This window comes from Mesorhizobium sp. WSM4820 (assembly GCF_055811075.1).
Genome location: NZ_JBVVQN010000017.1, coordinates 1 through 13,364 on the forward strand (window position 1 = coordinate 1; position 13,364 = coordinate 13,364).

At 62.2% G+C, this 13,364-nt stretch carries 15 protein-coding genes; 8 read left to right on the forward strand and 7 right to left on the reverse strand.

Annotated features, from left to right (window positions below; genetic code table 11):
- Positions 1-100: 100 nt before the first annotated feature.
- The 3 genes from AC0L2R_RS24475 to AC0L2R_RS24485 all read right to left on the reverse strand — a co-directional run bounded on the left by AC0L2R_RS24475 (position 101) and on the right by AC0L2R_RS24485 (position 2,499).
- Positions 101-1,156, reverse strand: a complete 1,056-nt coding sequence (locus AC0L2R_RS24475; RefSeq protein ID WP_473512051.1) for a sensor histidine kinase — start codon at positions 1,154-1,156, stop codon at positions 101-103.
- Positions 1,157-1,306: 150 nt separating this feature from the next.
- Positions 1,307-1,474 carry a DUF1328 domain-containing protein gene (locus AC0L2R_RS24480; RefSeq protein ID WP_023797107.1) on the reverse strand — a complete coding sequence of 56 codons (168 nt, stop codon included), beginning with the start codon at positions 1,472-1,474 and terminating at the stop codon, positions 1,307-1,309.
- A gap of 230 nt (positions 1,475-1,704) precedes the next feature.
- Positions 1,705-2,499, reverse strand: a complete 795-nt coding sequence (locus AC0L2R_RS24485; RefSeq protein ID WP_091593233.1) for a response regulator — start codon at positions 2,497-2,499, stop codon at positions 1,705-1,707.
- Between the two features lie 235 nt (positions 2,500-2,734).
- On the opposite strand from AC0L2R_RS24485, the gene AC0L2R_RS24490 reads away from it, so the two are divergent.
- Both AC0L2R_RS24490 and AC0L2R_RS24495 read left to right on the forward strand, forming a co-directional pair.
- Positions 2,735-2,932, forward strand: coding sequence for a NepR family anti-sigma factor (locus AC0L2R_RS24490; RefSeq protein WP_027153467.1), 198 nt, complete (start codon positions 2,735-2,737; stop codon positions 2,930-2,932).
- 3 nt (positions 2,933-2,935) lie between these two features.
- A complete protein-coding gene (locus AC0L2R_RS24495) occupies positions 2,936-3,487 on the forward strand; it encodes an RNA polymerase sigma factor (RefSeq protein ID WP_023797110.1) in 552 nt (183 codons plus the stop codon).
- 72 nt (positions 3,488-3,559) lie between these two features.
- Here the strand turns inward: AC0L2R_RS24495 and AC0L2R_RS24500 are convergent, their stop codons facing one another.
- Positions 3,560-3,940 carry a response regulator gene (locus AC0L2R_RS24500; protein ID WP_473512052.1) on the reverse strand — a complete coding sequence of 127 codons (381 nt, stop codon included), beginning with the start codon at positions 3,938-3,940 and terminating at the stop codon, positions 3,560-3,562.
- 199 nt (positions 3,941-4,139) lie between these two features.
- Here AC0L2R_RS24500 and AC0L2R_RS24505 point away from each other — a divergent pair, with 199 nt between their 5' ends.
- The 3 genes from AC0L2R_RS24505 to AC0L2R_RS24515 all read left to right on the forward strand — a co-directional run bounded on the left by AC0L2R_RS24505 (position 4,140) and on the right by AC0L2R_RS24515 (position 5,830).
- Entirely contained in the window at positions 4,140-4,901 is a 762-nt protein-coding gene (locus AC0L2R_RS24505) for a Crp/Fnr family transcriptional regulator (RefSeq protein WP_473512054.1), read from the forward strand.
- 126 nt (positions 4,902-5,027) lie between these two features.
- Positions 5,028-5,354 (forward strand): ElaB/YgaM/YqjD family protein, encoded by a 327-nt coding sequence (locus AC0L2R_RS24510; RefSeq protein WP_287066577.1) that lies wholly within the window; start codon positions 5,028-5,030, stop codon positions 5,352-5,354.
- 11 nt (positions 5,355-5,365) lie between these two features.
- A complete protein-coding gene (locus tag AC0L2R_RS24515; RefSeq protein WP_473512055.1) occupies positions 5,366-5,830 on the forward strand; it encodes a hypothetical protein in 465 nt (154 codons plus the stop codon).
- Positions 5,831-5,938: 108 nt separating this feature from the next.
- On the opposite strand, the gene AC0L2R_RS24520 is transcribed toward AC0L2R_RS24515, so the two are convergent.
- Entirely contained in the window at positions 5,939-7,456 is a 1,518-nt protein-coding gene (locus tag AC0L2R_RS24520; RefSeq protein WP_473512056.1) for a sensor histidine kinase, read from the reverse strand.
- A gap of 197 nt (positions 7,457-7,653) precedes the next feature.
- Between AC0L2R_RS24520 and AC0L2R_RS24525 the strand changes: the two genes are divergently transcribed.
- On the forward strand, positions 7,654-7,854 hold the full coding sequence (locus tag AC0L2R_RS24525) for a hypothetical protein (RefSeq protein ID WP_023797117.1): 201 nt from the start codon (positions 7,654-7,656) through the stop codon (positions 7,852-7,854).
- 29 nt (positions 7,855-7,883) lie between these two features.
- On the opposite strand, the gene AC0L2R_RS24530 is transcribed toward AC0L2R_RS24525, so the two are convergent.
- Positions 7,884-8,804, reverse strand: coding sequence for a diacylglycerol/lipid kinase family protein (locus tag AC0L2R_RS24530; protein ID WP_473512057.1), 921 nt, complete (start codon positions 8,802-8,804; stop codon positions 7,884-7,886).
- 292 nt (positions 8,805-9,096) lie between these two features.
- On the opposite strand from AC0L2R_RS24530, the gene AC0L2R_RS24535 reads away from it, so the two are divergent.
- Complete coding sequence (locus AC0L2R_RS24535) at positions 9,097-10,560, forward strand: PRC-barrel domain-containing protein (RefSeq protein ID WP_473512058.1); 1,464 nt, start codon at positions 9,097-9,099, stop codon at positions 10,558-10,560.
- Positions 10,561-10,609: 49 nt separating this feature from the next.
- On the opposite strand, the gene AC0L2R_RS24540 is transcribed toward AC0L2R_RS24535, so the two are convergent.
- Complete coding sequence (locus AC0L2R_RS24540) at positions 10,610-12,190, reverse strand: alkaline phosphatase family protein (protein WP_473512060.1); 1,581 nt, start codon at positions 12,188-12,190, stop codon at positions 10,610-10,612.
- 232 nt (positions 12,191-12,422) lie between these two features.
- On the opposite strand from AC0L2R_RS24540, the gene AC0L2R_RS24545 reads away from it, so the two are divergent.
- Entirely contained in the window at positions 12,423-13,355 is a 933-nt protein-coding gene (locus tag AC0L2R_RS24545) for a VOC family protein (RefSeq protein WP_473512061.1), read from the forward strand.
- Positions 13,356-13,364: the final 9 nt, after the last annotated feature.

Below are 13,364 nucleotides of genomic sequence, written 5' to 3' on the forward strand. Positions count from 1 at the left end.
CCCCCCCCCCCCCCCCCCCCTTTTTTTTTTAATGATACGGCGACCACCGATATCTACACCGTATAATTCGTCGGCAGCGTCATATGTTTAAAAGAGACAGTTATTCGAGACGATCCCCGCTGATTTCAAGTTTCGCCGTGCCGTTCAACGACGCAGGCACGACGCGCTCGAGCGCGACGGTGCCAAAGCGCTTCTCGCTGGGCTGATTGTCATTGGCTCCGATGGCCTCGGCCCATGTCAGCGACAGCGCGGTCTCGCCAGCGGAAGCGGCCGTCAGATCGGCCGTCACCTCGACGAAGCCGTCGGCTCGCGACAGAGCGCCGTAGCTGACAGAATTGACGGCAAGCTCGTGCATGGCCAAGCCGATATGCAGGGCGGCATTGGGATTGAGGTATGGGTTTGCACCGCGAAAACGCAGGCTGCGCACAGGGTCGGCGCCATAGCGGCCGACCTGGCCGGACACCAGTTCGCGCAGTGCCGCTCCCCGCCAGTTGGACGAGGTCACCAGGTCTTGGGACGAGGCAAGCGACTGCAGCCGGCCGCGAAAGCGCGTCAGGAAATCACTGAGCGTGTCCGAATAACGGCTGGTCTGGGTGGCGATGCTCTGGATGATGGCCAAAAGGTTCTTCGACCGGTGGCTCACCTCGCGCAGCAGCGTCTTCAGGGTTTGCTCGCGACGTTTCTGCTCGGTCGTTTCGACCATTGTGGTGACGACGCCCTGCACGGCGCCGCCGTCGTCATGATCCGCGTCTATCCATATTTGGAACCAGCGGACGCCATCTTCGGCCGGAATGCTGAGCTCAAGATGTTCCGGATTGCCGGATGCGACGACCTTGCGTTTGGCTGCGCCGATGCGCTCCGCCTGCGCAAGCGGCAGGATGCCGTTGCCGTCGCCCGTCTCGGAAACCCCAGTGTCGGAAACCCCAGTGCCGGAAATCCCCGTGTCGGAAATCGTCGTGTCGGAAATCCAGGGCGGGCGCATGTTGCGGGCCCAGACGGTTTTCATCTCGCGATCCTGATAGAGGACCGAAATGCCGGCATTGTGCAGCGCATGAAGAAGGGCCCGGCCAAGCTGCATTCCACTCTCAGCGGACTGCAGAGCGATGATCTCATCGCTCCGTCGGCTGTCTCTCATGTCTCCGGCTCTGGATTGCATCGTTCACTTCACCCGCCCAATGCAGGCTGAACGGCTGACGGAAAATTGGGTTCCAAAAAGAAGTCCGCCGAGCGACGTCTGGCTAAGGACACCGCCCGGCGGTAGCTGGAAACCGCTTGAGGGGTGCGGCTCCCAGTGTTCGATCGCAGTTCACGACGCGCGTTTGAACAAGCCCGCAATAAGCGAGATGATCAGGAAAGCGAGAAAGATGAAAAACAATATCTGCGCTATACCAGCCGAGGTGCCGGCGATGCCGCCGAAGCCAAGAGCGCCTGCAATGATCGCAACGACGAGAAATACGAGGGCCCAGTAAAGCATGGTCCATCTCCTTCAAATAGTATGCCAAAAACGTCTTTCGCTGCCGTTTGTTCCAGCATTTCCCGAAAAAGACGAGCCCCGGAAAGCATTCCCGCTCGAATTGGATCGTCATGCGCAGGTGAGTTGCAAGTGGCGTGTGCCGGCCGCAAGCGGCCAGCGTTACTCATCTGTGGAAAACGGGCGATCAGTGGAACTGTGGAAAGGGCGGCTCAGGGCCGGGCTGCCCGGCCCTACGCAGCGGCTTTCGCATGCCGGTCGAAGAACAGCGCCTGGCTGATCAGGGCCTTGACCATCTCCGGATTGAACGGCTTGGTGACGAGGAAGGCCGGCTCCGGCCGCTCGCCGGTCAGCAGGCGTTCGGGAAAAGCGGTGATGAAGATCACCGGCACCGGGGTGGTCGACAGGATCTCGTTGACCGCTTCGATGCCCGAGCTGCCGTCGGCAAGCTGGATGTCGGCCAGCACCATCTTCGGCCGCGTCTTGGTGAACATCGCCACCGCCTCGGCATGGGTACGCGCCGTTCCGACAACGCGATGGCCCAGGCTCTCGACCATTTGCTCGATGTCCATGGCGATCAGCGGCTCGTCCTCGATGATCAGCACATCGGTTGCCACCTGGCGGGAAATCTCGTTGCTGGCCTCGGCAAGAAGCTCGGAGAACTCCTGATCGTCGACGTCGAGGATCTCCGCCGCCTCGTCTTCGCTGAAACCTTCGACGGCGACCAGCAGGAAGGCTTGGCGGGGGCGGGGTGAGATCGCGTTCAGATTGGCGGCGGCGCGCTGTTCCCACGCCGACTGCGGGTGTTCCTGCGGAACGCGGATGGCGACGGAGGTGAACAGCCTGGCGAAGACCTTGTAGAGCGCGATGCGGTCATTCGACGCGTTCGGAAAGATGTCGACGTCGGCGATGATGGCCTCGAGCATCGCGGCGACCAGCGCGTCGCCACTCTCCTGCGATCCGGAGACGGCCCGCGAAAAGCGGCGCAGGAACGGCAGGTGTGGAGCGATGGTTGCGGATAGGCTCATGATGGACGTCTCCCTCTGACGTAATTGCATAGATTGCAGGCCAAGCTAATGACAAACCCCGAGAATAAACCCTGAAAACATAAACGCCGGCTTTCCCAAAAAGTTCCGACGGCTTGGAACTAATGTAAGCCGAAGGCGTTTGAGATCGGGACGGGCAACCAGACGAGGGGGCCGCCAGCTTTGCGTCGTGTATTGAAGGCGGCAGGGTACTGGGAACAAAGGGCGAAATGACGACATGAGGAAAGACAACACGGCTGGCGCTGCAACGAACAGGCGCCGGGCTGCTTCCGGCGACCCGCTCGGGCCAAACTCGGAAATCGGCCGCAAACTCAAACAATATTACGACGAGCTGGTCTCCGACAGCGTGCCGGATCGCTTCGCCCAATTGCTCAGCCAGTTGGAACAGGCCCAACCTGCACGGAAAAAGGACTGAGGCATGGCGGCCGTCTCCCAGAGCTTCAAGACGGATCTGCTCGCCTCGATTCCGAGCCTGCGGGCCTTTGCCGTGTCGTTGACGCAAAACGCCGACAAGGCCGACGATCTGGTCCAGGAAACGCTGGTGAAGGCGTGGGACAAGCATGAGAGCTTCGAGCCGGGCACCAATCTCAAGGCATGGCTGTTCACCATCCTGCGCAATGAATTCTATTCGCAGATGCGCAAGCGCGGCCGCGAGGTGCAGGATAGCGACGGCATCATGACCGCCAGACTAGCCGTCCATCCGGCCCAGCACGGCCAGCTTGACCTCAAGGACTTTCGGAGCGCGCTCGAGCAATTGCCAGAGGACCAGCGCGAAGCCATCATCCTCATCGGCGCGTCGGGCTTTTCCTACGAGGAAGCCGCCGAAATTTGCGGCTGTGCGGTCGGAACGATCAAGAGCCGCGTCAGCCGCGCCCGCACGCGGCTGCAGGAAATCCTGAAGATTTCCGGCGACGACGAGTTTGGCCCGGATGCGATCTCGGCTCAGGTGACGGGGTCGAACGCCGCCTGAATACACACCACCGGTAATGTGGGACCCTGTAATTAATGTCGGGCCCGGTAATCGGGCTCCAGTTTGCGGACATCAAACAACAGGTCCGCGCCCGCACGCCGACGCCACCGCCTCCACGAGATCGTCTCCCGAATAGGGCTTGGTGACCAACCTGACATCCGGAAACGCCACCTTGATTTCGTCCATCTCGGAATAGCCCGAGGCGAAGACGAAAGGCACGCCCGATTCGCGCAGCCGCGAAGCGAAATCGAGTGTCGAAGTGCCGCCTAGCATGAGGTCGACGATGGCCGCGTCGAATCGCGAGGCAATGCTCTGCCGATCGATCTCAGCCAGATCGCGGGCGACGACCACATCGCCGGCGCCATAGTCGCGGCAAAGCTGCTCGACATCCATGGCGATCAGGAATTCATCCTCCAGAACTAGAATCCGCAATCCGTCCAGCAACTGGGGCACGTGCAATGTCTCCGTGGGGCGCAGGGAACAGGGAGCGCAAGGGATAGAGGAGTCATGATCCCTATTTGGCTTCCTGTCATTTAAAGTTATTTCGCATCCTGTCATTTAAAAAAGACATGCCGCCGCAGATGGCGGAACCTCGACGCCGGCAGGGCGTTTGCTATCGCCCTCCGGAAGAGGGCTTCGAAGAGAGATTGAAATGTCTGGCCAGAACGGCCGTTCCTTGTCCGCCCGCCGGTATTCATGTGAGAGCTGCCCACTGCGGCCGTTGCCGGCGTTCCGGGCGTTCGAGAAGCAGGAACTCGTCTTCGTCAATGGCTTCAAGAAGGGCGAACTGGCCGTCGAGAAGGGCGACACGGTTCTGGTTGAGGGAAGCCGCAGTGCCCATCTGTATACAGTGCTGTCGGGTTGGGCCTTCCGCTACAAATTGCTGTCGGATGGCCGCCGGCAGATTCTGAATTATTCCATGCCAGGCGACCTCATCGGTCTGCAAGGCAGTCTGATGGGCGAAATGCAGCACTCCGTGGAAGCTCTGTCGCCGATGCTGCTCTGCCTCTTCGAGCGGGAGGCCCTCCCCGAACTCTACCGCAGCCATCCGGGCCTCGCCTACGACATCACCTGGATCGCCGCGCGAGAGGAGCGCATGCTCGACGAGAACCTGCTCAGTATCGGCAGACGCACCGCGCTCGAGCGTGCTGCCTATCTCATCGCCTTCATCTCCAGTCGCGCCAGGGTGGTCGGGTTGAACGGCAGGACGCCCGTGCAGATTCCGATCACTCAGCAGCACCTCGCCGATACGCTCGGCCTGTCGCTGGTCCACACCAACAAGACGATCCGCAAGCTGATCGATCGCAAGCTTATCTTCTGGCGCGACGGCGGCTGCGAGGTGGTCGACAACGAAAGGCTCAAGGACCTCGCCCGCTGGGAAGGGTTGAGCGAAGGTCGCCGACCGCTGATCTGAGCGGCTAGCGGAGACGTGCCGGGCTGGACTTGGCTGCGTAAACACCCTTTCATGGCAGTTGTTCCGATTTCGGAACCTTGGGGTGGGTCGAACGTTTCGACCCGAGCAAACGCAAGGAGTCAAGTAATGGCGACTGCCGCAGGAAAGTCCCCGAACGAAAGCCGGCCGAATTCGGACCTTGAAGAAGACATCAGGCAGCTGAAAGTCGACATTCAGAAACTCACCGAACAGCTGGCCGAGACCGGCCAACACGGTTACGGGGCTGCTCGTCGGGTTGCTGCGGAAGGGGTCGAGCAATTGCGCTCCCAAGGCGAAGCAGCCTTTGAAAATATGCGTAGCAACGCCAAGGATATCGAAGCGCAAGTGGTGGCGAGCGTGCGCGAAAAGCCGGTGACGTCGCTGGCGATCGCGGCAGGCGTCGGCTTTCTGTTTGCGCTTCTCGCGCGCCGCTAGTCTCAGCCCAGATGGGAATGCTGGCATCGTTGATCTCGGCTCTTGCCTCGGGTGAAGCCGTTGCCGCCGTGCGCCGCGCGCGCACGGCTGCGATCGTCTATGCGCTCGCAGCACTTGCAGCGCTGTGCGGCCTCGGTTTCCTCGTCGGAGCGGCCTATGTCTGGGTGGCGGGTCGCTATGGGCCGATGGCAGCCTGCCTTGGTTTCGGGGTCGGCTTCCTGCTGATCGCAGGGCTCCTCCTGCTCATCCATCAGCTGTCGGCCGGCGCGCGCGCCCGACGCCGGGCGCGGAGGCGCAATGCCGATATGAAGGCGGTCGGCATCACGGCCGCGCTCGCCGTGCTGCCGGCGCTACTCAAGGGGAAAGGCGGCTTGGGCACGATACTCGCCCCGGCGATTGCACTCGCCGCCTACGCAATCTACCGCGAGAACACAAAGCCCGATGCCGACGATCCGGATGCCGGCGAAGCGAAATAGCTCGAAGTGGTTCTTCTTCGGGTTGGCATCGTGTTGGCAATGATCCGAAAAACCGGGTTCCACTTTTCCCTGACATGGACCTTTGGTTCGAGATCCATGGTCGAGCCGTCACTTCGGCAGATCCTCCAGCGGCATCGATATTTCGGCGAATACGCCTTCCGGCCGGAATTCGTGGGTCACTTCACTGGAGATGACCTTGGCCAGGCTGCGGCGGATCAGGATCGAGCCGAAGCCGTGGCGTTCGGGCGAGGCAACTTCAGGCCCGCCGCTTTCGCGCCAGGTCAGGACCAGGCGCCGAGCGCCTTTCCTAACCTGTGCCTTCCAGTCGAGATCGACCTTGCCCGAGGCCGCCGACAGCGCTCCGTGTTGCAGCGCGTTGCTGGCCAGTTCATGCAAGATCAGGCCAAGCCCGACTGCCTGGTCAGGCGAAAGCAGCAGATCGGCGCCTGAGATCGTCATGCGCGGCTGATCGGCGGTGTCGAACGGCTTGACCTCGATCTGCACGAGTTCGCGGATGCCAATGCCGCGCCACTCGCGGTCGGACAGCAGGCTGTGGGCGGCGCCCAGCGCCTGAAGCCTGGAGCTGAAGGCGTCGAGGAAATCCCTCGGCTGGCGGGCATGGCGAACTGTCTGCGTCGCCAGCGCCTGGACGGTGGCCAGCGTGTTCTTGACGCGATGGTTCAGCTCGCGCAGCAACAGCCGCTGCCGCTCATCGCCGAGCTTGCGTTCGGTGATGTCGTAGTTGACGCCGAAGATCAGCGTCGGCTTGCCGTCGCCGTCACGCTCGATGACCCGGCCGCGCGTAGCGAGCCAGCGCGGCGGGCTGAAGCCCTTGACGCGGTATTCGCCAAAATAATCGTCGCCGCCGCTCAGCACGTCGCGAAAGCGCGTCTCGGTCTGGTAGGCGTCACGCGGGTCGATGGCGGCGAGGATATCGCGTGCTCTCAGCCGGGTCGAGCGCGGCAGGTCGAACAGCTCGGACAATCGGGCATCGCATTCGATCATATCGCTATGGATATCCCATGCCCAGCTCGCGAGCGATGCGGCATCGAGCGCAATGCCGCGCCGCTTTTCCTCGCGCGCCAGTGCCGCAGCGGCGCTGGCGGCGTTGCGGGTGGCGTCCTTCAATGCGAACAGGCTGGCAGCGAGGCTGGCGAGCGCCGTCAATTGTTCGAGCTGGGCGGCAGACGGCGACCCGCGCGGCCTCCGGTCGAGCACGCAGAGCGTGCCGATCCGGGCACCGGCCACCACAATCGCCGCACCCGCATAGAAACGGAAATGATGCTCGCCAGTGACCAGCGGACTGGCGTTGAAGCGTGAATCCATGGTCGCATCCGTCACCACCATCGGCTGGTCGCCGGCAGCAATGGTGTGGGCGCAGAAGGATGTATCGGTCGCGGCCTCGGTCTCGTCCAGGCCGACACAGGACGTGAACCACTGCCGCTCGACATCGACGACCGTCACCAGCGCGACAGGTGTTTGCATCACCGCGGCGGCGAGCCCACTGATAGTGTCGAAGTCAGGATCGGCCGCCGTGTCGATTGCATCGAGATCATGGAGCACGGCAAGCCGATCCTGCGCCGTTACCACGCTAAGGACATCGACCGGCAGATTCGGCTTTGTCACTACCCTGCTATCCACAAGTCCCCCAGATGCATCGGCTTGCAGCCATCCGCGCTGGGCCCAGTTGCCGGGCCCTGAAACCGGAACCTTCGCCCTGAGGAACCGTTACCCAACCACATTTTGCCAGCCGCGCCGCCAGCCGCCAACCGACATGCCAGCGCCAAACGAAATGCCAGCGCCAACCGAAATGGAGGCCGATCATGCCCAAGATCGTTCCTGAAGACAAAGCCCGGCAGGGACGCTGGGGGTGGCACACCTTCCGTATCTTGATCGCTGCGCTGCTTTTGGCGTTTATCGCCTGGGGCATCGCCGAGATCTACGGCAACATGATAGACCGGACGCCGACAACCGAACAGGGCGAGCTTCCCAGGAACGAGCAGGGCGAGATTCCCAGAGGCTGAAGCCTTCCGATCGACTGTGCCGGGATGCATCACGCTGCCCTTGCTTGGACGGCGCGCGCCGGGACGAGAACGTTCAGCGCACCAGGATGAATTTCGATCGTCGTTTCGCGGTCAAGCCTGACCAGTTCGCCATCCATGACGGCGCGAAATTTCTTCGCAGCTGAGTGGAGTTTCAAAACGGCCCGTTCAGCCTGGTGGATCTCCACATGCTCACTGTCGCGCCATTTGCCGCGCGACATGTCGAAGAGGACCCTGACCAGTTCGCCACGCCGCCGCGCCACCGTGACATAGATGCCGAGCACGCCGCCGGCGGGATTGTCGGCATAGGGCAGATGACCCTCACCGAAAAGATTGTTGGTGATGCCGATGCCAGTGGTGCGCGTCACGATCTCAGCCTCGCCGATGGTCAGCGTCACCTTCATCGCCGAAGGGTTTTTGATCGCCGCCCAGGCAGCCTTTGCCGAGGCCCGCATCTTTCCCAACCGCGAGCCATACTCCATGGCCTGGCGAAGCTGAACCATCCTGGCATGCATGCCGATCGAGAACTGATGCACGAATGGCTTACCATTGGCGGTTGCCATATCGACTGCGATCACCTCGCCGTCGGCAAAGGATTTCACAGCCGCGTCAAGGGTTTGTGGAATACCGAGCCCACGCGCGAACAGGTTCATCGTGCCCGCCGGTAAAATGGCAAGCGCTTTCTTGCTGCCCATCAACCGAGCAGCCGCGGCCGAAATGGTGCCGTCGCCGCCACCGGCCAGCACAATGTCGACACTGTGCCTGGAAGCGATACGGTCCAGCGTTGCGACGATGTCCCTGCCGGCAACGATTTCGATATCGATGCAGTGACCTGCTGCCTCCAATGCCTGGCGCATCCGGTCGGTGAAGGCGGAGAGATCAATTGTTCGCAGGGTGCCGCCCTCCTGGTTCAGCACCGCCGCAAATCGCATCCCCCCGCTCCGTTTTTTCTTGGCAGCCATTGGATAATCATCGGCCAGGACAGACCCAGCCACAGGCTGGAACGGGGCGGCTGAAAAAAAGTTCCACAAGCTATAGCGAAATTACAGGAGCGAATCTCACCGGCCGAACGCATGGCTGAGCGCGATTCGGGTGGTTTTTGCAGGACACTCGCCATGGTGTCGGAACAACCGCGCGGTCACGACGTTGTGAATGTGTAACGCCGCGACCATTCTCCACCGGCGGCTTGTGGCGTGAAGAAATAACGCACGAGGAGAGATTACGATGATCCGCACCCTTTTATCCACCACCGCACTGGCAGCGTTGATTGCGACCGGTGCGTATGCGCAGGAAGCCACAACACCGGCGCCCACCCAGGACCCGGCGGTCCAGGAGACCGCTCCGGCGGCTCCCGTTGCGCGGGCCGAGGGCAGCCTGATGACCAATATCATTGGTGAATCCGTCTATAACGGCACCGGCGACGATGCCGAGAACATCGGTGAGGTCAGTGATGTCGTCTTCGATGAAAACGGTCAGGCGAAATCCGTCGTCATCGGCGTCGGCGGCTTTCTTGGCGTCGGTGCCAAGAATGTCGCTTTCGACTACAACAAGCTGCAATGGGCCGAACGGAATGGCGACCGCTGGCTGATTGCCGAAACCACAAAAGATGAGTTGACGGCTCAGCCGGACTTCGATCGCAAGCCCTATGATCCGGCTCCTGCGGCCACCGACAGCACGGCTACGGCTCCCGCTCCATCGACCTCGACGGATACAACGGCGCAGAATGCTCCGGCGGCTCCAGCCGATAGCGCCGCAGCTCCGGCCGAACCAGTGAAGAGTGCCGACGGCAACCTTGCCACGAATATCATCGGTGAAACCGTCTATAACGGCACTGGCGACGACGCTCAAAACATCGGCGACGTGAACGACATCGTTCTGGCCAAGGATGGCAAGGCCGAGTCGCTGATCATTGGCGTCGGCGGCTTCCTCGAGGTTGGCGAAAAGAATGTCGCCTATCAGTTCGACAAGGCCAAGTGGGCGGAGAGGGACGGCGACCGCTGGCTGGTGGCCGAGACCACGAAGGAAGACCTGGAGGCGCTGCCGGAGTTCGACCGCGAGCCCTATGATCCCGCCCCGGCGACAACCGCAGCGACTGACGCGGCGACGCCGGCGCCAGTGACCACCACCCCTGCTGTCACTGCGGCTCCAGCCCCGGCGGAGAAGACTGCGGAAGCTCCGGCGGCAACGCCGGAACCCGCGGCTCCGGCTCCAATGGACAAGACAGCCGAGGCTCCGGCGACGACGCCAGACCCGGCTGCTCCGGCACCGGCGGACAAGACAGCCGAGGCTCCGGCTGCAGCAACGCCTGACCCAACCCCCGACCAGACGAAGACCGCGGCGATCGACAAGTCGGCGCTGACCGAAATGCCGATCAACGAAATCCGCTCCGAGGATTTGGTTGGAACCACCGTCTATGGCGCCAACGATGTCAACGTCGGTGAGATTGGTGACGTCGTGCTGACCGGCGACAAGAAGGTTGACGCCGTCATCATCGACGTCGGCGGTTTCCTCGGGGTTGGCGAGAAGGAAGTGGCGATCGGCATGGACAACCTTAAATTCATGACCGACAAGGATGGCAATCGCTATCTCTACACGAACTTCACCAAGGAGCAGCTCGAGGCGCAGGCACCCTATGACAAGGCCACATATGCGCAAAACCGCGACACCCAGCGCATGATGATGCGCTAGCTTGCGCCAACGACGAAAAAGACCCGCGTCGGCAACGGCGCGGGTCTTTTCATGATGGGAAAGATGGCAGGCCTGCGACGTGGCCGGCAACCCCATCCTCGGTCAGTTCGGCAAGCGCCAGCGACTGATCGAGATGTTCGGCCCGCCAGGCAAGCAGCCTTTCGGCAAGCTCCAGCCGGACCGGCAGATAGGCCGGATCGGCAGCGACATTGGTCAGTTCGTCCCGATCCTGCTCCAGGTCGAATAGCAGCGGCGGCAGGCCGCCGCCGAAATGTACATATTTGAATTGTTTCGTGCGGATGACGGCCAGATTGCACTGGCGCGGACCGATGCCGAAACGGCGCTCGGCATCACCGTCGGCGACCGAGCGGAAATCGAACTCCCAATGCGCGGCCTCGCGCCAGTTGCCCGGCTCCCCGGCATCCAGGAACGGCTTCAGCGATTGTCCGTCGAGGTGCGGCGGGGGTTCCTCGCCAAGCAGATCGAGCAATGTCGGCGCTATGTCGACCGCTTCGGTGAAGCGGTCGACGCTGGCGCCGGCTGCCTTGCGGCGACGCGGGTCGCGGATGATCAGCGGAATATGAAAACTGCCGTCGAAGAAGCCGCCCTTGCCCAGCATGAAATGGTCGCCCATCATCTCGGCATGGTCAGAGGTCAGCACGACGATGGTGTCGTCCCAGGCATTCGCCGCCTTTACCGCCTGCCAGATGCGGCCAAGCTGCGCGTCGACTTCCGAGATCATGCCGTAATAGAGCGCGCGGATGCGGCCAAAATTGCCGTCGCCCCAATCGCGCACCTTGCCCTCGGCGCCGGGGCGGAAATTTGCCCGCTGCTGCTGGTCAAGTTCATAGGCGAGGTAGGGGTGGCTCTGCGCCTCGGCCTGCCAGCTCGCAGCGTGGCGGAAGGCTGTTCCGTCGGCTGGGTCATACATCCTGTTGTAAGGCTCCGGCACGATGAAGGGCGGGTGCGGGCTGAGGAAGGAAAGATGCGCGAACCACGGTGTATCGCGCTCCTGTTCGCCGAGCCAGCGGACGAATTCGCCGGTCAGGAAGGCGGCTGGGGTCTCGTCCTTCGAGTAGACGGGCGGTGAGGTGGTCACGGCACCGTCCGTCGTGGCACCAACGATTTCGTCCGCTGGGCGATGGATATCGGGAAAACCGGCGCTGCTATCGATGCCGCGCGCCTTGAGCCATGACAGCCACGGTTTCTGGTGCTCCGGCAGGAGTTGGCGCACGGTGAAGCCGGGCAGCACGCCTTCATAGCTTTTCAGCCGCGGGTCGCCTGGCGCCAGCGTGCGCGGATCGGGCGATACGTCGGTATAGCCGAACAGCGTCGGATCATAGCCGAGACTGCGTGCCGAGAGCGCAATGTTGCCATGGCGGACGTCGAGCGGCGTGCCGTTGCGGCAGACGCGGTTGTTCATCTGGTAAAGGCCGGTGTAGAGGCAGGCGCGTGCCGGCGAGCAGGGCGCCGCCCCGCCAAAGTGCTGTCGAAACAGCACACCCTCGGCGGCGAGCGCGTCGGCATTCGTCGTTCGCACCACCTTGTGGCCTGCCGCCGACAGGCAGTCGCCGCGCCACTGGTCGCAGGTGATCAGGAGAACATTCGGGCGTCTGTCTTTTCTGACCAATGCTGGTGTCCTTCATTGAAAACCTGTCGCGAATACCTGCCGGTCACGGGAGCCGAATTTTTGTGGCGACACAAGCCTCAGCTGTTCGCAAAATGGTGAACAAAGGTCGCTTTATTGTTCACTTATAGAGCACAGTCTATTCTGTGTTTGCGGCCTTTGCCGCCGGCTGGCGGCTCCTCATATTGGCGTGGACCGCGGCATGGGCCGCACAGGACAAGGAAGGAGCAGGAAAATGCTCAACCAGATCAGGGGCCTGCATCACGTCACCTCGATGGCCAGGGATGCGCGCCAGAACAACGCGTTCTTCACCAAAAAGCTCGGCCTGCGCCGGGTCAAGAAAACCGTCAATTTCGACGCGCCGGATGTCTACCATCTCTACTATGCCGACGAGCTCGGCACGCCCGGTTCGGTGATGACCTATTTTCCGTTCCCCAACATCGGCAAGGGCCGCCACGGCGTTGGCGAGGTCGGCACCACGGTCTATTCGGTGCCCGAAGGCACGCTTGCCTATTGGGAAAAGCGTTTTGCCGATGAGGGCGTCGCCGGGCTGTCGCGCGAAGAGAGCTTCGGCGACAAGCGCCTTGGCTTCGCCGGTCCCGATGGCGACGGGTTTGCGCTGGTCGAGAACAAGGCCGACAGCCGTGCACCATGGGCGAAGGGCGATGTTCCGTCCGACGAGGCGATTCGCGGCTTTCACTCGGTGTCGCTCAGGCTGAAGGATGGCGGCGCCACGGAAGAGCTGCTGAAATTCATGGGCTATGAGGTAGTCGACACGTCCGGCACTGTAAAAAGGCTGGCGCTGAAGGACGGCAACGGCGCCGACATCGTCGATATCGAATCGCTGCCGGGCGCCGCTCTTGCCGATCTCGGCGCCGGCTCGGTCCACCACGTCGCCTTCGCTGTCGAAAACCGCGCCAAGCAGCTCGAAGTGCGCAAGGCGCTGATGGACACCGGCTACCAGGTGACGCCGGTGATCGACCGCGATTATTTCTGGGCGATCTATTTCCGCACGCCGGGCGGCGTGCTGTTCGAAGTCGCCACCAGCGAGCCGGGCTTCGACCGCGACGAGGACGCCGCCCATCTCGGCGAGGCGCTGAAGCTGCCGTCGCAGCACCAGCATCTGAGGCCATATCTCGAGCAACATCTGCAAAAGCTGGAAGACTGAGGATAAGTC